The organism is Candidatus Defluviilinea gracilis, from assembly GCF_057138825.1.
Genome location: NZ_DBNHEF010000061.1, coordinates 1 through 17,668 on the forward strand (window position 1 = coordinate 1; position 17,668 = coordinate 17,668).

Here is a 17,668-nt window from a genome sequence, read left to right on the forward strand (position 1 = left end):
GGACACGACGGTCACAAAGGAAAAACACAAGGAATCTAGGCTCTTTTCCCCCCTTTGTGTCGCTTCGACGAACTCAGCGCAAGACTTTGTGTCCTTCGTGGTGAGGCTCTTTCCCGTTGATTACGGGACACCCGTAATTTTTTAACCAGGACCGTGAGGATCGCGAAGTTTCAGAATTCTTAGCGTTCATAGCGGGCTTCGCAGTTCCACGGTTGTTCCACTCGAGAGAATATGGCATTTCAAGATATTCGCAAAATGCGCAAAGGATGGAGTTGGGATGATATTCGCTTCCTTATTTTGTTTTTCCTTGCCCTCGCCGCATTGCTTGCGCTGAACATCTTCCTCGCGCGGTCCCTGCCCGGCGGCGAGTGGTTGTCTTTACGTTGGAATGGCGCGCGCGCCTTTATGTTCGAGGGTGTGGAGCCGTACAGCACAGCCGTTGCCGAGCGCGCGCAGGAATTGGTCTATGGGCGAACCGCATCGGCGAGCGAGTATGGATACGTGCTGAACGATCCGTTTTACATTGTGTTGTTGTACGCGCCGTTGGCGGTCTTCAGCGATTTTTCGATCGCGCGCGGGATTTGGATGCTCTTCGCCGAAGCCGCATTGGTGGGAACCGTTTTGCTTACCTTGCGCCTGCTCGAATGGCAGGCTTCGCGTTGGGCGCTTATCTGCCTTTTTGCTTTTTCGCTATTCGGTTACTACAGCCTTTTGCCCCTGATCTCCGCGTCGCCCGCAATATTCTTCACCTTCATCTACATCTCAGTCCTGCTCGCGCTCCGTTCCTTCAATGATGAACTCGCCGGCGGACTGCTTGGCCTTCTCCTCTATCAGTGGGAAGTCGGCGCGTTATTTTTTCTATTCATCATCGTCCTGGTCGTTGCCAATAAACGCTGGGCGGCGCTGACCGGGTTTGGCATGGCGCTTTTCGTTCTGCTCGCGGTATCTTTTTTAATGAAGCCAGACTGGTTCCTCCCGTACATTCGCGCGACGCTATCAGATGGGTATCGCGGCGCGGCATTGAACCTCAACGCCATGTTGGAATTTTGGTTCCCCGCTTCGAGGTTTCCTATGGGCGGAGCGATTTCTGCCGCTTTGCTGATCATCGTGTTCATCGAAATGCTTCGCGCGGCACAGGAGCATTTTCGCCGCATTACCTGGGTCGCTTGCCTCGCGCTTGCCGCAACGCCCTTGCTTGGCTTTCCGATGTTCCCGTCCAACTATGCGACGTTGTTACCCGCTTTTATTTTGATCCTCCTGCTTGTATCCGAGCGCTGGAATCGCCGCCCGATCATGGCGGGCTTCATCGTGTTCGCGAGCGGCTTGCTGATCCCATTCGGTTTGTACTACGCGTCGTTTGTTTTTGCATCATACCTGTACAAAGATCTACTCGCGACCCTTCCGCCCATGGCGGCGATCCTCGCCCTGTACTGGATGCGCTGGTTTGCCGTCCGTTCGCCGCGCACGTGGTTCGATCAAGTTGGGTTACGCAAATGAACTGGCGTCATTACCTTATTCTCTTCCTCGTTGGCTTGGCTGTCCCAATCGCGGTCTCGCGCTATCAAAACCTGCCGGGCTACATGGACGCCGATTACTATTTTGCCGGCGGCATTCAACTCGCGCAAGGCAAGGGCTTCACCGAACCCTACATTTGGAATTACCTCAGCGATCCGCAAAGACTCCCCAATCCCTCGCACACATATTGGATGCCGCTGGCGTCCATCATCTCTGCGCTGGGGATGTGGATCATGGGACTCACCACCTACGCGGCTGGACGCGCCCCGTTCATCCTCCTTTCAGCCTGCGCGCCCCTCCTCATCGCCGCTCTCGCTTTCGACATTTCTCGCCAAACCCGCCTCGCCATGGCTTCAGGTTTGCTTTCGATCTTCTCGCTATACTACGCGCCGTTCATGCCCGTCCCTGATAACTATGCCATCTTTATGATTCTCGGCGCGACTTTTTTCCTCCTTGCCCCCCGTAACGAAAAATGGATTCCCCTCGCCCTCGGCGCGCTCGCCGGCCTGTTGACTCTTTCGCGCAGTGACGGTTTGCTCTGGCTCGGTCTTGCGGGGTTAATCCCCCTCTTTCGAATGGAGAAGGCAAGTGTGATTGCGAAAGCCCGCTCTACACTTTCTGCCGGCTTGCTCACCCTCCTCGGCTACATCCTGACCATGGGCTTTTGGCATTATCGCACCTATACCTTGTTTCACTCGTTCCTCGCCCCCGGCGGCGGACGTTTGCTCTGGCTTGAGAATTACAACCAAACCTTCATCTACCCGCTCGACGCATTGACTCGCGATGGCTTCCTGCAAGCAGGCTGGAGCGCGGCATTGCAAGACCGGCTTGCCGCGCTCGCATCGAACTTGGGTATCGCATTTGGCGCGCAAGGCGAGATATTTCTTCTTCCTTTCATTGTTGTTGGATTGTGGGGTCTGCGAAAGGAATTGCGGACAAAGGTCGCGGTAATAGGCTGGCTGATCCTTTTTGCTGTGATGACGGTCGTCTTTCCATTCGCAGGTCCGCGCGGAAGTTTTTTCCATGCGGGCGCGGCGTTCCAGCCGATGTGGTGGGCTGTCGCGCCGGTCGGGCTGGACGCCGTCCTTGCGTGGGCGCGCGATCGTGGTCAGTTTAAAGACAAAAACGCGCCGTTTGTATTTCAAGGGATGATGATCTTTCTGGCTGTGTTTATGACGTTCTATCTCGTGAATCTTCGCGTGATCTCCGACGGATGGGCGCAGGATGATGCCGTGTATGCGAAAGTGGAGGAAAAATTTCAGGAAAGTGGAATCAGCCCGAAGGATGTGGTGATCGTCCGTAATCCGCCCGGGTACTTCATCTCATCGGGTCGGGCGGCGGTCGCGTTGCCGTTTGGAGACGAAGCGACGATTCTTGCCGTCGCGGAAAAATTTGACGCGCGATATCTTGTCCTTGAGAAGGGTGGCACGTACGACGCGATTCAAGATTTATACGACATCCCGGAAGGGAACTCAAATTTTATTTTTGTAGGAGAAGTCGATGGCGCGCGCCTCTATTTCATCGAAGCCAACCCTTGATTGGCGCGTGATCGTCGCCTGCGCGGCGCTTGTTGCCGTGGGGCTGTATTTGTTGGTCAGCGCTCTGATTGCTCGTGTCGGCTTTCCGCTTGACGACACGTGGATTCACTTGACCTATGCGAGAAATTTTGCCGAGCATGGTGAGTGGGCGTTTCGACTCGGCGAACAATCTGCCGGTTCCACCTCTCCGCTTTGGACGCTACTGCTTTCGATCGGATATGTACTGCGCCTGGCACCCTATGGTTGGACATTTTTTCTCGGATGGTTGATGCTAACCCTGCTCGCCATTTCAGCCGAAGCCAGCGCGCGAAAATTGCTGACGGGGTATCAGCCTCGCGTCCCTTGGGTGGGAATCTTTTTTGCGTTTGCCTGGCATCTCACCTGGTCGGCAACCTCCGGGATGGAAACCCTGCTCCACGCGTTGTTGATCTTTCTTGTTCTAACAGCTCTTAGCGGCGGCGCGAAGCGCTATGCTATGTTGGGTCTGCTTGCCGGTCTCAGTGTGTGGGTTCGTCCCGATGGAGCGACATTGCTGGGTCCGATTTTATTTACGATTGTCTTCAATGAAAAAAATTGGTCCTCGCGCGGTAGATCGGCTGTCTCTGCGTTGATCGGTTTTGGGGTTTTGTTCCTTCTGTATATGTTGTTCAATCTTGCGCTGTCCGGTAACCCGATGCCAAATACGTTCTACGCCAAGCAAGCGGAGTATCAAGCCGCCTGGCTCGACCAACCGCTGAAAGACCGCCTAGTCGATTATTTGGCGCCCATTTTTGCGAGCCCTTTCATTGCTTTGTTCCCCGGCGCAGTAGGGTGGGTGGGCGGGGCAATTCGGAATCGAAATTGGGGCGCGTTGGCTGGGGTGATCTGGTTTATTGGATATATCTTGATCTATTTCCTGCGGTTGCCTCCCTATCAACACGGGCGTTACATCATCCCTGCTTTTCCCATCCTTTACCTGTGGGGATTGTTAGGCATGGCTGGGTTCGCGTTGAGGGCAACATCGAATCTGCGCCTGAAATTTCTGTGGACGACTCTGGTCGCGGTGTTCTCGGTATTGTTTTTCATCCTGGGCGGGTTGCAAAATGCGGATGATGTGCTCTGGGTGGAAAGTGAAATGGTCGCCACTGCCGAATGGGTGAAACAAAATATCCCACCCGACGACACCCTCGCCGTTCATGATATCGGCGCGATGGGATATTTTGTCTCAAATCCGCTTGTTGACCTTGCCGGGTTGGTTGATCCGGAAGTGATCCCGTTTATCCGCGATGAAGCTAGGCTGGTAGAGTATCTCAACGAGCGGTCGGTTGATTACCTGATTGCGCCCCCAGGTTTTTATCATGCGCTACTCGCAAACCGGGAAATCATCCATGTTGCGGGCGGGGCTTTATCCTCTACAAACCCCGATGAACACATGCTGGTCTTAAAATGGAAATAATGAATCAGGACTTACGCAGTTGGCGGGCAGTTGTACTGCCGCCGCAGTGCAACTACGGCGCAACAGGTTCAGGTCTTAAAATGGAAATCATGAATGCTAAAACGATATTGAAATGCAAGCGCAAACTCGCCAAATTGCCCCCATGTTCCACCTGTGCTATACTCCGGCGCACAGTTAAACATGGGATTGAATTATGAATGAAATCACTCTGATCGTTGCAGACGACCACCCGTTATTTCGGCAGGGGGTGGTGGATGCGTTATCTCTGGAACGGGATTTTCGGATTTTGTCTCAAGCCTCAGATGGGAATGACGCGCTTGATCAAATTCGGTCGTTGAAGCCCAATGTGGCGATCCTCGATGTGAACATGCCCGGCTTGAATGGTCAACAAGTTACGCATCACGTGTCATCCGATCGCATCCCGACCCGTGTTGTTTTGCTGACCGGCTATGACGATGTCGAACAGGCAATCCATGCAATGATCGCAGGCGCGGCTGGATATTGCGCAAAGGATATTGAACCCGATGTGTTAGCGCGAACGATTCGAGCCGTTTCCGAGGGGAGGTACGCGGTTGGCGGAAATGTGTTCAACCGGCGCGAACTTGACCACTGGATCGACGAACAGATGGAAGGCACGCGTCGATCCTACAGTGAGCCTGGCGCGCCATTTCATCCTTTATCGGACCGTGAAATGGAAGTCCTCAGTTGTGTTGTGCGCGGCATGAGCAACAAGGAAATTGCCGGCATGTTGGGGATCAGCCACCAGACTGTGAAAAACCATGTCACCTCGATCCTTCGCAAATTCGGCGTTGAAGACCGCACCCAGGCCGTTGTCTATGCCCTCAAGCGCGGTTGGGTTAAGTTACAATTCGACCAAGAGAAAACCCAGGAGTAATGTATGTCTGTGGAAATGGAATCGCCCGCCGGCGAATTGGACATTCAAACTGAACTTGACGAAACAGTCCGCGCGTTGCGTGAGATTACCTTGATGATCGAGCAAAGTCAGGTTGAAGTCTCCAAACTTTCCCAGCGGAATGCGGCAATTACCACTCACTTGCAACAGGTCCAGAACCAATTGGATAAAATGCCCCAGCAGGAAATCCGAAACGCCTACGATTCCGCCCTGGACGCCCAGCAACGGCTGTTTGTGATGCGAGGGCAGTTGGAAAAACTCCAAAGTGAAAAAACCCACCTCGAACGGTTCAAATCTGCGCTTGAACGGGCAAGCGCAATGACCGCAGGCGGCGGAGCGGTCACTGCTTCGCCCGGGTCGGCATCCAAAGGACCCATGGCAAGCGTCGAAATGCTGGTCAATGCGCAGGAAACCGAACGCCAGCGTTTATCGCGCCAAATACACGACGGACCCGCGCAAGCGCTCTCGAATTTCATCCTCCAGACCGAGATCGCAATGCGCCTGATGGATGTGGATACAAACCAAGCTCGCGATGAATTGAATAATTTGAAATCGTCCGCGATGGGCACCTTCCAGAAGGTGAGGAATTTCATCTTTGAGTTGCGCCCGATGATGTTGGACGACTTGGGGCTGGTCCCCACGCTCCGTCGTTATGCCGACGCTTACAGAGAACAGACAGGCATTGATATAACCATCACCGTGACCGGTAATGAACGTCGCCTGCAACCCTATCTCGAAGTTATGTTATTCCGCGCAATTCAAGAACTGCTCGGGAACTCGGCTCGGCATGGGCAGGCTACCCAGGTGAAAGTGCTGACAGATTTGGGAGAGGATCGAATCCGCGTCAGTATTGACGATAATGGTAAAGGGTTTGACCCCGACAGCGCGCTCCAGAATAATAGTCTTGGGTTGAAACTGATACGCGAGCGGGCTGAGATGTTGGGTGGAAATTTCGAAATCGACAGTTCCCCGGGCAAAGGCGCGCGCGTTTCTTTTGCGGTTTCGGCGCGATCGTAAGTTTCAAAGTCGTTAGGTGAAGATAACAGGATTGTAAGCGATTCTCATCCTCTCCATCTTGATTTTTAGCCAAGGCTGAATACAATAGAAACAACACTGAGGAATGCCTCAGGTAAATATTTCAGATCAAAAGGAGATTTCATCATGTTATTTGCACCCAAAGAAAAAGGTCAAGGTTTGGTTGAGTATGCCATCATCATTGCTCTTGTGGCGATCGTTGTGATTGCGGTCATGACGTTGCTCGGACCCAAGATCGGCAATACCTTCTCCAGCATCAACAACTCCCTGCCGTAACCCCACTCTGACCTGTCAAAAAGTAGGACTCTGCCATTGGCAGAGTCCTACTTTTTTACTAATTTGCCATTATCGCCTCTTGTTTATGCTGTATAATCACAGGAAAGATGGACATACCAGCTTGACGGATGAACAGTCAAGAGAGGAGATCTGAAATATGCGTCGCGGACGATTACTAATCTTCGTTGTATTAATTCTTGTAGTGGGGCTGGGAGTCTTGTTCGTTGCCCTTAATTTGCTCGCCCCTGCCACACAGCAGCAAGCGACCCAAACGGCGGTAACTGAAATCTACTATGCCGCCCAGAACATTCCCCAAGGCGCTGAAATTACGGCAGATTTGCTTGGCAAATTTTCCATTCCCTCGGCAAATGTTGCAGAAGTTATGTTTACCGCAGGCGAAGAGGCGAATTTGGTGGGTCAGACCGCTCGGTTCACCTTGGAGCAAGGCGTTGTGATTACCTCGTCTATGGTTGGATCGAAACCGGTGGAAATTTCCGGTCCCGCTTGGGCGGTTCAAATCCCGACGGGCATGGTGGCGATCACGATTCCAACGAGCCGTCTCGCCACAGCCGGCTACGGGATCAATGATGGAGCCCACGTCAACGTCAATGCCTGTTTACTATTTATTGATATTGACCCAGCCTATCAGACCATTTTGCCCAATCGCACATCAGTCGTTACCGGAACGGGGTTTCCTCCCAATGCCTTGCCGGTCCTGTCTGCCGCCGTTGTGTCTGGCGGCGAGCTATCAACTCAGGGGCGGGTGGAACTTGACCCCACATTTCAACAGCCGTTTTATGTGATTCCATCCGAAGCGCAACGCCCTCGCATGGTGTGTCAAATGATCTTGCAGGATAAGGTTGTGATGAAGCTTGGCAATTTCACGTTGGCGGCTCCCTCGGCGGATCCGAACGCCACTCCATCTCCTGCTCAAGCCCAGGCTCAAGCGGCGCCGGATATTATTACCATCATGGTTGACCCTCAGGATTCGATCTATTTGAATTACCTGATGTATAACGGGGCGCTCATTACCATGACCTTGCGCAACCCGAATGACACTTCCCGCATCGAAACACAAGCGGCAACTCTGACCAACTTGTTGACGAAGTACGGAATTTCCCTGCCTTCCAAACTTCCCTATACCACCGGTCCACGAGTTGATATCTTGACCCCGCCGGTGTTACCGAATGACACCGTACCGGCAGAGCCTTAATCGAGAATTGTTGATCATCAATCAGTAGAGGCTGATCCTTCATGGCACCAGGCGACAAAATTAAAGTCTTGATCGTTGACGATATTTCCGAAACACGAGAGAATGTTCGGAAACTCCTTCAGTTTGAATCTGACGTTGAGGTTGTTGGCGTTGCGAGAACCGGCAAGGAGGCAATTCAAACATCCTTAGAATCGCAGCCGGATGTTGTTTTGATGGATATCAACATGCCGGATATGGATGGAATAGCCGCGACGGAAGCCATTCGAGCCAAACAACCTGCCGTGCAGGTGGTCATCCTCTCGGTTCAGAACGATCAAAATTATATGCGGCGGGCTATGCTTGCCGGGGCGCGTGATTTTCTCACAAAACCTCCCATGGGGGACGAGCTGATCTCTGCGATTCGTCGGGCTGGCGCAATGGCGCTGAGCGAAAAAGCGAAGGCCGCCCAGGTCCAAGTGGCGCCTGCCATGGGATCGATGGCTGGGACTAGTTATTCGTATGGCACGAAGGGGAAAATTGTAACGATTTACAGCCCTAAAGGCGGTGTCGGTTGCACTACCATTGCCGTGAATCTTGCCCTGACCCTAAATAATGAAGACACTCGCGCCGCGTTGGTGGATGCGAATCTTCAATTTGGCGACGTCGCTGTCTTTGTCAATGAACAAGGTAAGAATACCATTGCCGATCTGGCGCCGCGAGCCGAAGAACTCGACCCGGAGATCGTTGAGGAAGTCATGGTGAAACATGCGGCATCGGGGTTGCACATCCTTGCCGCACCCAGCCGCCCTGAATACGCCGAAAAGGTGACTGGCGAGCAGTTGTCTAAGGTGCTCGAATATCTGCAAAAACTTTACCCCTATGTGGTGGTTGATACATCACCCTACCTGACCGACAACGTCCTTTCCATTCTTGATATTAGCGATATCATCATTCTTGTCACTTCCCAGGATATTCCTTCGATCAAGAATTGTCGTTTATTTTTAGATCTTCTGCAAACCATGGGCGTCGATCGCGACCGGATCATTTTTGTGATGAACCGCTTTGACAAACGGATTAATATCACGCCGGACCGGGTGGCTGACAACCTAAAACAACCTGTTGCGACGATCATCCCGCTGGACGAACAAGTTGTAACAAAGGCGGTGAATCGCGGCGTCCCGTTTATTTTGGAAGCCAGAAATCAGCCTGCATCCCGAGGAATTCTTTCTTTGGCTGAAAACGTCCGGGCGCGTGTTGCCGAACTCGAGTCTGACGGTGAACCGGGCCGGGTTGCCAGGCGATAAGCAAAGAGTTATAGGAGATATATATGTCTCTATTGAAAAGAATTGAACAAGGACAGACGGGGTCGTCCGGCGGCGGACAATCCTCCGGCAATCAGGGAGGGGATGGTTCAAAACTTGCATCCTTGCAGGCAAGGCGCGTAAACGCGCCCATCACATCGCCGCAGGCTGGCACATACTTCGACCTGAAAACCCGCGTACAGAATAAACTACTATCCGAACTCGATCCTACCATGGATATCTCGCGGACCGATGATGTTCGCAAAACGATCCAGGATCTCTTCGAACAAATCTTGGCGGAAGAAAACATCGTTCTGTCACGGCCTGAAAAAGCCCGTTTGTTTGAGCAGATCACGGCGGAAATCCTTGGTTTTGGTCCGTTACAACCCTTACTGGAGGATGAGACCATTACGGAAGTGATGGTGAACGGCGCGAAAAATCTCTATATTGAGCGTAAAGGTAAGATTCATCGCGTGCCGGTCACTTTTGAGAACAACGATCATGTCATGCGCATCATCGACCGTATTGTGGCGCCTCTGGGAAGGCGCATCGACGAATCAAGCCCATATGTCGACGCCCGTTTGCCGGACGGCTCCCGTGTGAACGCAGTGATTCCCCCAATCTCGCTCGTTGGACCTGTCCTGACGATCCGTAAATTTTCCAAGAACCCAATTACCGTGGATCAACTCATCACGTATGGATCGCTATCGGCTGAAGGCGTGCAGTTCTTGAAAGCGTGTGTGGAATCGAGATTGAACGTGGTAATTTCCGGCGGCACAGGCTCTGGAAAGACAACATTGCTAAATGTGTTATCCAGTTTTATCCCTGTGGATGAACGAATCTTGACGATTGAAAACGCCGCAGAGTTGCAGCTTCGTCAGGAACACGTGGTTACGCTTGAATCCAAGCCGCCCAATATTGAAGGACGCGGTGAAATCACAATCCGACAGTTGGTGATCAATGCGTTGCGTATGCGCCCCGACCGTATTGTGGTGGGCGAGATCCGCGATGAGGCGGCATTAGATATGCTTCAGGCGATGAATACAGGTCATGATGGGTCGATGACCACCCTTCACTCAAATAGTCCGCGAGATACTCTTTCGCGCCTCGAAACCATGACGCTAATGGCTGGTATGGAACTCCCTGCTCGCGCCATCCGTGAACAGATTGCCTCTGCGGTGGATGTAATTTGCCATCAGGAGCGCATGCGCGATGGAACAAGAAAAGTGACCAACATCACCGAAGTCAGCGGCATGGAAGGCGATGTGATTACCATGACCGATATCTTTGTGTTCGAACAAACCGGGATCGAGAACGGCCAAATCGTTGGACGATTGCGCCCGACGGGTCTGCGTCCCAAGTTTATGGATAAGATCGAGGCGTCGGGTATTAATTTGCCCCCATCGATTTTTGGTATTGGCGAAAGGCGACGATATTAGCAGGTCGATTTTGCAGGTATGTGATCAATGAATCCCGTCATATTGCTTGGGGGGGGCATCCTCCTCCTGGTCCTCCTCATTGTTGGCGCAGTCATTACTGTGATCAGTGACCGGTCGTTGGTAGAGGAGCGCCTGGGTCAATTCCTTGAAGATGACAAGCCTCGAGTGGAAGAATCCTCGCGAGGCGCTGTCGTCAGTGAATGGTTAAACCGACGGGTTGCGAAATCTTCCTGGGGCGACCGGGTTGCCCGCGAGTTGGCGCGCGCCGATCTCAAGTTTAAAGTATCTGAATATTACGCTTTGATCTTTATTTCGGTAGCGGCCTTGGGCGCGATTGGCTTTCTCCTCCAACCGATCTGGATCTCCGCTGTGATCGGCGGTGTGATCGGGTTCTTCCTGCCGCGGTTGTACGTCAAACGACAACAAACTCAGCGGCTTTACAAGTTCAACGATCAACTTTCTGATATGCTGAACCTGATGGTAAACGGCTTACGGGCGGGGTATTCCACGATGCAAGCCATGGAAGCGGTGAGTCGGGAACTTCCCGCGCCGATTTCCGATGAGTTCAGGAGATTGGTCCAGGAGATACAGATCGGTATCCCGCAGGAGAAGGCGCTTGACAATATGCTTCGCCGCATTCCCAGCGACGACCTTGATTTCGTGATCACGGCGATCAATGTTCAGCGTGAAGTTGGCGGTAACCTATCCGAAATCCTCGATACGATTTCCTTCACCATCCGGGAACGCGTGCGGATCAAAGGCGAAATTCGCGTGTTGACCGCTTCCGTGCGCACCTCTGGAACTGTTTTGTCTCTCATCCCGGTGTTTCTAAGCGTGGCGCTTTGGTTCGTAAGCCCGGACTATCTGGCAGGATTTTTTGACGATCGCGGAGGAATACCCCAACCGCTCTGCGGAATTGTGGCTGTGGCAGTCATTGTCGGCATGATCGCGCTGGGCTATTTCATCATGATGAAGATCGCGGATATCGAGGTGTGATGTGAGCGCTGGATTATTGATCTTCGGCGGTGTTGTTGTCCTGGTCATTATTGCCGTGGTGGTCTTCAGCATCCGGGCGAACGCGGCCGCGCAAGGCGAAGCGGACGATCCGTTGCAGGAGCGGCTTTCGGAATTCATTCAGCGGGGCGAAGTGGCGTCTCTTGAGGAGATTGAGCTTTCTCAGAACTTCAGCGAACGGGTGCTCATCCCGGCGGTGAGGAGGTTGGGCGAATTTTCAGCCCGCTTTACGCCCCAAAAGATGATTCAAGATACTGCCCGTAATCTTGAATTGGCGGGTAACCCCTGGCCCGTGGATGCGCCCACGTTTTTGGCAATTCGATTTATCCTCGCCGTTTTGTTGGGCGGATTCATGATTACAACGGTGGCTTTGAATCCCGCGCCACAAGCAAGTAACAACTTTTTATATATCGGCGGCGCGCTCTTTGGAGGGTTTTTTCTGCCGCATCTCATCTTGACGCGCCGAATCACCCAGCGGCAATCTGAAGTGCGCAGGGCAATGCCCGACGCCTTGGATTTGTTGACGATCTGCGTAGAGGCTGGCTTGGGTTTTGACGCCGCCATGGCAAAAGTGACCGAGAAATGGGAGAATGAACTTTCTTTGGCATTTGCGCGGACCATTCGCGAAGTGCAGTTGGGCAAGACCCGCCGCGAAGCCTTGAAAGCGATGGGAGACCGTCTGGGAATCCCCGAAGTATCGAGTTTTGTGGCGGCGATCATTCAAAGCGAAATGTTGGGCGTGAGCATGGCGCGCGTTTTGAGAATTCAATCGGATCAAATGCGCGTCAAGCGACGCCAGATTGCGGAAGAAGCGGCTCATAAGGCGCCAGTAAAGATGATCGTCCCCATGGCGTTGTTGATCTTCCCGTCCATTATGATCATTATTCTCACTCCGGCGGCGCTTAATATTTACGCAACTTTGTGATCTACTGCTTTGAAAAACATTCCGTGGTCGTATCGCTTGTACCGATGGACCTGGAGCGGGTTGGATTTGCTCTTCCCGCCCGTGTGCGGCGGATGCGGAAAACCCGGTTCGCGCTGGTGCGCTGATTGTAGGAAGCGCGCGCCGAAAATCGGCAAACCGTTCTGTGAGAAATGCGGAATACCAACGAAAGGGGCTGAACGATGCGAGAAATGCAAAGTAAACCCGCCCGCGTATCGAATGATGCGTTCTTGGGCGGTTTTTGATTCGCCGGTGCAGAACGCGTTGCATACCATCAAGTATCGCCGCAACATTGGGCTTGCGGATGCGATCGCGGTAGACATGGCGGAATTTGCCCAGCAGTTGAACTGGAATGTGGATATGTTGATCCCGATTCCGTTGGGGAAGGCTCGTTTGAAAGAGCGAGGATATAATCAAGTTGCGCTCGTTGCGAAGCCTCTCGCGTATGAACTTGGGATTTCGTACGCGCCGCATGGAGTGAGAAAGGTCCGCGAGACGCGCACGCAGGTTGGCTTGACGGCGGCTGAACGGCGAGAAAACGTCCGCGCGGCGTATCAGGCTGACCCGTCGGAGGTGAAGCGGAAGTCCGTCCTGTTGATGGACGATGTGGCGACGACCGGTTCCACCATCTCCGCCTGTGCCGACGCGTTGCTGTCTGCGGGCGCATCAGAGATTTACGCCATCACGATCGCGCGGGCGCTTTCACATCACGATCTGAATCGCGTTTGACAATCGCGCATATGCGTGATTGATAAAATAATTTCAGGAGGTCTGTCATGACAAGCAAGATCGATGTTCAGGCTCGAAACATGCGTTTGACCGATAACACCCGCGAGTATGTTGAAAAGAAGACCGCCAAACTTGAGCGGCTCCTTCAAGATATAGAAGAAGTTTACATCGAGTTGTCGCACGAGAAGAACGCGCGGCAGGCGAGCGACCGGCAAGTGGCGCAAATGACCGTGCGCGGAAAAGGATTTCTGCTGCGAACGGAGGAGCGAGCGGACGATCTGCATCTCGCGTTCGATACGGCGTTGGATAAAATGCAGAGGCAGATCGAACGGTACAAAGGGAAGCGTCATCGCGGTCGCGGCGATGGGCGTTCGGCGGCGGAGGTGGTGGAGGAAGAAGAGATGCCGGTGGACGAGACCGGCGAACTCCTGCCGTTGATCGCGAAGCGCAAGAAGTTCATCATCATGCCGATGAATGAAGATGAAGCCGTTGAACAAATGCGCCTGCTGGGGCATAACAACTTTTTCATCTTTTTCAACGCCGAGAAGAATTCGATCCAAGTGTTGTATCGAAGGCGGAACGGGTCGTATGGGTTGATCGAACCGATCGTCGGGTAAAACGAAATAGGACGTACGCAGTTGAACCTGTTTTGCCGTAGTTGCACTGCGGCGGCGGCACGATTTGCTTGGCAAATCGAACTGCCCGCCAACTGCGTAAGTCCTGACGAAAGAAAAAAATCATCAGCCCGGCAAACATTGTCGGGCTGAATGTTCAAGGAGCGAGCATGGAGTCTGACGAGGAATCGAACGAAGCAAGCGAAAGCAAGATTAACATAGAAACCATTAGCCGCATCATCCGCGAGTTGATCGAAGCGGTGGGCGAGGACCCCGAACGCGAAGGATTGAAAAACACGCCCGACCGCGTGGCGCGGATGTATACCGAATTGTTGAGCGGCTACACGGCCGAGCCTGAGCGAATCATCAACGGCGCGTTGTTCAACATCGCCTACGACGAAATGGTCATCGTGCGCGACATCGAATTTTACAGTTTATGCGAGCATCACATGCTGCCGTTCATCGGCCGCGCGCACGTCGCGTACATCCCCAAGGGCAAAGTGATCGGCTTGTCGAAAATTCCGCGCATCGTGGATATGTACGCGCGTCGTTTGCAAATTCAAGAACGCATGACGCGCCAGATCGCGGACTTCATCCAAAAAACGCTTGAGCCGCAAGGCGTGGCGGTCGTCGTCGAAGCGATGCACTTGTGCGCGATGATGCGCGGCGTGAAGAAGCACGACGCGCGCATGACGACTTCCGCGATGCACGGATCGTTCCGCGCGAGCCTGGCGACGCGGCAGGAATTTTTGGATAACATCAGCCGCGGAGCAAAACCGATTCAGTTCTGACGCCGCGCTTCGTTCGCAGGGCGGGCTGGTTCGCCCTCGTCAGCCTAGCAACACATCCCGACGCGTCTCCGTCCAAAATTCACGGCGGAGGCGCGTCGCTGTTTCTGCGATGCTTTCATGAGAGGTGGGGTTTTGAAAGTCGGGATAAATTTCTGCCAGCGGCACAACGACGAACAATTGCGAGAGCCAGCGTCCGCCGACGATCTCGTCGTCGAACAAGACGATGTCAATGTCAATGGTTCGAGGCGCATTTTTGTCTTGCGTGCGTTTGCGTCCAAGGCTTGATTCGATGAGATGAAGAATCGTGGTCTTCAATTCATCATGCGCGAGTGTTGTTTTGTAGGACAAACACGCGTTCAAATAATTTCCACCCTCGCCGCCGACGGGTTCTGTCTCCCACGTGCTTGAAATTTTTTCGACCTCCCCGCGTTTTGATAATAATTTCACCGCCTTCGGCAAGTTGACCTCAGGCTCGATATTCGACCCCAGACTCAAATACGCGAGGTGGAGTTCATTCATCGCGGCTACGTTCGATCTCCACGCCCACCGATTCGGCAAAGCGCACCGCGCCTGGCTTCTCCACGCGGACGATGACTTTTTGCACGTTCGCATCCTCAAGGCAGAGCTTCGCCAGATCGTTGGCGAGCGCTTCCACGGTGAGACGCTGTACGCTTTCGGCGTGCGCCATCACTTTCTTCGACATCTTGCTGTAATCCGCGCAATCGTTGATGTGATCGGTCTCCGCCGCGCGATGCGTGTCGGTGAAGAGGGTGAGGTTGATCAAGATATTTTGGGCGCGGCTGCGTTCCCAGTCGTTGACGCCGATGATGCCGCGGGCGAGCAGGTTTTTGATGATGACTTTGTCCATGGGGATTTCCTTTGAATGTAGTAACGACTTTAGTCGTTCTGCGTGGGCGACTGAAGTCGCCACTACGACTATACCAAATGTCTTCCGCCATCCACATGAATGATCTCGCCTGTGATGAACGTGGGGGAGGTGAGCAGGAACAGCAAGGCTTGTTCCACTTCATTTTCTTTTGCCCAGCGTTTCATGGGGATATTTTTCGTGATGTCGGGCGAGGCGTTTCCATCGGCGGGAGGGATGATGGCGCCGAGCGCAAGTCCATTGACCGTGATCTTCGGCGCGAGGGCAACCGCCATGGACTTGGTCATCGCCGCGAGCGCGGATTTGCTCACGGTGTAGGGGAAGTGGTCGGCGGCGGGGCGGAGGGCGCGCCAGTCGAGGATGTTGACGATGCGCGCGCCTTCGTCTGCTTGACGGGCGAAGGCTTGGCTGAGGAGGAAAGGCGCGGTGAGGTTGAGGGCGAGGTGACGGTTCCAATCATCCAGCGTGGTTGAATCGAACGTGAGTGACTCGAAGATCGCGGCGCTGTTGACGAGAAAATGCAGAGGCGTGGATTCGTTGACAAGCCGAATCAGGTCGCCCGTCTGAGTTGAATCGTTTAAGTCCGCTTGAACAATCCACGCGCGTCCACCGAGTCGCGTGATTTCGTCGCGTAACGATTCAGCATCCGCTTGCGAGTGCGCGTGATGGATGACGACATCCGCGCCCGCTTGCGCGCACGCCAGTGCGAACATCCGCCCGAGGCGGCGAGCCGCGCCAGTGATGAGGACGGTTTTATTTTTGAGAGGCTGATCGGGCATGAGAGAGATTGTAATCCAGATTGACTACGATCTTGAGGAGTTGTACTGCATCAAGAACGCGCAAAGTGAACTTTGCGGTACGGGCGAAACTTGACGCTCATGTTTGGCGGTGATATATTTTCGTCGCAAGCCGACTCCTTCATCGATCAAGAAAGGTGAACCAATGGCTACCAATCAAACCTCAACAGTTTACACGGGGGATATTGCCGAACAACACGTTGACCCAACCAAAGAATATTCGAGCGAAAATCAGGAGATCAGTTTTTCCGCCGAGCAGCACGCCATTTGGGCGGACTTATACGCGGGCGTGCATCAGCCGTATCTTGTTGAGCATATCTGCGACGAATGGAAGAAGGGGATGGGATTTCTGCAACTCGACCCGCGCGGCATTTCGACGGTGGCGCATTTGAATGGGAACATCACGCCGCGTTCGGGCTGGCGCATCGAGCGGACGGTGGTGCGTTACACGATGGCGGACGATTGGTATAAAAAATTTGCCAACCGCGTGTTCCTCATCACCGATTATTTGCGCACGCGCGACCAAATGGAATTTACGCCTGAGCCAGATATGTTCCATGACATCTTTGGGCATCTGCCGTTCTTGACGCAGGAGTTTTATGCGCGCATCGAAGATAAATTTGCGCCTGCCTACATGAAAGCGACTCAAGAAGAGCGCGAGGTGATCAAACGTCTGGCGTGGTACAGCACGGAGTTCGGACTCGTCGTGCAGGATAACCGCTTCAAGGTCTTCGGCGCGGGGATCATCTCAGGTCGCAAAGAGTTGACGCGCACCATCATGGAGTTCTACCGCCTCGGGCGCGATAACGTGATTGACTTTACTCACGATGTGTACAAGCAGGTGCATCACCAGTTTATGGCGAACAAGAATAAATTGTTCCGCATCATAGACGGGGTGAACGCGCTCCACCAAAAGGGACAGATGTCCTCCGCCGACGCAGGCTGGAACGTGGTGTTGTCGCTGTATCAGAGTTTGGGCATCGAGCAGGAGGGTATCTTCGGCGGCGAGGTCATCATCGCGCCGTTCGACATCGAGACCATCGCCCGCATCCCGAAGACGGTCTACGCCTTCAACCCGATGCTGTTCGTGTGCGAGTCGCTGGAGCAGATGGACGCGTTGCTGGAGTCGTATCTGGGTCCCATTGCGGCGAGGAACGGCGCATAGGCGCTACTGGGAAGTTCTTGACGCGACAGTATTCGCCTTATATCAACCATGCCCATATAGACAGAGAGACGGTCGCTTGTGACCG

General features: G+C 53.5%; 18 protein-coding genes and 1 pseudogene. 16 read left to right on the top strand and 3 right to left on the bottom strand.

Annotation, left to right across the window (positions count from 1 at the left end):
* Positions 1–231: 231 nt before the first annotated feature.
* The 15 genes and pseudogenes from AC16KF_RS09155 (at position 232) to folE (ending at position 14,735) form a co-directional block, all read left to right on the top strand.
* A complete protein-coding gene (locus AC16KF_RS09155) occupies positions 232–1,497 on the top strand; it encodes a hypothetical protein (RefSeq protein WP_484037006.1) in 1,266 nt (421 codons plus the stop codon).
* Positions 1,494–3,053: a hypothetical protein gene (locus AC16KF_RS09160; protein ID WP_484037007.1), complete on the top strand. Its 1,560-nt coding sequence runs from the start codon at positions 1,494–1,496 to the stop codon at positions 3,051–3,053. The genes AC16KF_RS09155 and AC16KF_RS09160 overlap by 4 nt, the downstream gene beginning before the upstream one ends.
* Positions 3,016–4,488: a hypothetical protein gene (locus tag AC16KF_RS09165; protein ID WP_484037008.1), complete on the top strand. Its 1,473-nt coding sequence runs from the start codon at positions 3,016–3,018 to the stop codon at positions 4,486–4,488. The genes AC16KF_RS09160 and AC16KF_RS09165 overlap by 38 nt, the downstream gene beginning before the upstream one ends.
* A gap of 193 nt (positions 4,489–4,681) precedes the next feature.
* Positions 4,682–5,383, top strand: coding sequence for a response regulator (locus tag AC16KF_RS09170; RefSeq protein WP_484037009.1), 702 nt, complete (start codon positions 4,682–4,684; stop codon positions 5,381–5,383).
* Between the two features lie 3 nt (positions 5,384–5,386).
* Complete coding sequence (locus AC16KF_RS09175; protein WP_484037010.1) at positions 5,387–6,418, top strand: sensor histidine kinase; 1,032 nt, start codon at positions 5,387–5,389, stop codon at positions 6,416–6,418.
* A gap of 144 nt (positions 6,419–6,562) precedes the next feature.
* Complete coding sequence (locus AC16KF_RS09180) at positions 6,563–6,712, top strand: Flp family type IVb pilin (protein WP_484035248.1); 150 nt, start codon at positions 6,563–6,565, stop codon at positions 6,710–6,712.
* Positions 6,713–6,869: 157 nt separating this feature from the next.
* Positions 6,870–7,925 carry a CpaB family protein gene (locus AC16KF_RS09185; protein WP_484037011.1) on the top strand — a complete coding sequence of 352 codons (1,056 nt, stop codon included), beginning with the start codon at positions 6,870–6,872 and terminating at the stop codon, positions 7,923–7,925.
* A gap of 41 nt (positions 7,926–7,966) precedes the next feature.
* Positions 7,967–9,208 carry a CpaE/TadZ family protein gene (locus AC16KF_RS09190; protein WP_484037012.1) on the top strand — a complete coding sequence of 414 codons (1,242 nt, stop codon included), beginning with the start codon at positions 7,967–7,969 and terminating at the stop codon, positions 9,206–9,208.
* Between the two features lie 23 nt (positions 9,209–9,231).
* Positions 9,232–10,644, top strand: coding sequence for a TadA family conjugal transfer-associated ATPase (locus AC16KF_RS09195; protein WP_484037013.1), 1,413 nt, complete (start codon positions 9,232–9,234; stop codon positions 10,642–10,644).
* 27 nt (positions 10,645–10,671) lie between these two features.
* Positions 10,672–11,640 carry a type II secretion system F family protein gene (locus AC16KF_RS09200; RefSeq protein ID WP_484037014.1) on the top strand — a complete coding sequence of 323 codons (969 nt, stop codon included), beginning with the start codon at positions 10,672–10,674 and terminating at the stop codon, positions 11,638–11,640.
* A gap of 1 nt (position 11,641) precedes the next feature.
* Positions 11,642–12,583 carry a type II secretion system F family protein gene (locus AC16KF_RS09205; protein WP_484037015.1) on the top strand — a complete coding sequence of 314 codons (942 nt, stop codon included), beginning with the start codon at positions 11,642–11,644 and terminating at the stop codon, positions 12,581–12,583.
* 66 nt (positions 12,584–12,649) lie between these two features.
* A pseudogene (locus AC16KF_RS09210) lies at positions 12,650–12,784 on the top strand (double zinc ribbon domain-containing protein); the annotation flags it as partial.
* 36 nt (positions 12,785–12,820) lie between these two features.
* The gene (locus AC16KF_RS09215) at positions 12,821–13,330 is read left to right on the top strand and encodes a ComF family protein (protein WP_484037051.1); all 510 of its coding nucleotides are present in this window, start codon (positions 12,821–12,823) and stop codon (positions 13,328–13,330) included.
* A 47-nt stretch (positions 13,331–13,377) separates the two neighbouring features.
* Complete coding sequence (gene hpf, locus AC16KF_RS09220) at positions 13,378–13,947, top strand: ribosome hibernation-promoting factor, HPF/YfiA family (protein ID WP_484037016.1); 570 nt, start codon at positions 13,378–13,380, stop codon at positions 13,945–13,947.
* A 167-nt stretch (positions 13,948–14,114) separates the two neighbouring features.
* Complete coding sequence (folE, locus tag AC16KF_RS09225; protein WP_484037017.1) at positions 14,115–14,735, top strand: GTP cyclohydrolase I FolE; 621 nt, start codon at positions 14,115–14,117, stop codon at positions 14,733–14,735.
* A 39-nt stretch (positions 14,736–14,774) separates the two neighbouring features.
* On the opposite strand, the gene folK is transcribed toward folE, so the two are convergent.
* The 3 genes from folK to AC16KF_RS09240 form a co-directional block, all read right to left on the bottom strand.
* Positions 14,775–15,254, bottom strand: a complete 480-nt coding sequence (folK, locus tag AC16KF_RS09230) for a 2-amino-4-hydroxy-6-hydroxymethyldihydropteridine diphosphokinase (protein WP_484037018.1) — start codon at positions 15,252–15,254, stop codon at positions 14,775–14,777.
* The gene (gene folB, locus AC16KF_RS09235) at positions 15,247–15,603 is read right to left on the bottom strand and encodes a dihydroneopterin aldolase (RefSeq protein ID WP_484037019.1); all 357 of its coding nucleotides are present in this window, start codon (positions 15,601–15,603) and stop codon (positions 15,247–15,249) included. Before folB ends, folK begins: the two co-directional genes overlap by 8 nt.
* A 68-nt stretch (positions 15,604–15,671) precedes the next feature.
* A complete protein-coding gene (locus AC16KF_RS09240; RefSeq protein ID WP_484037020.1) occupies positions 15,672–16,400 on the bottom strand; it encodes an SDR family oxidoreductase in 729 nt (242 codons plus the stop codon).
* Between the two features lie 163 nt (positions 16,401–16,563).
* Between AC16KF_RS09240 and AC16KF_RS09245 the strand changes: the two genes are divergently transcribed.
* Positions 16,564–17,583, top strand: a complete 1,020-nt coding sequence (locus tag AC16KF_RS09245; RefSeq protein ID WP_484037021.1) for a hypothetical protein — start codon at positions 16,564–16,566, stop codon at positions 17,581–17,583.
* The last annotated feature ends 85 nt before the right edge of the window (positions 17,584–17,668 follow it).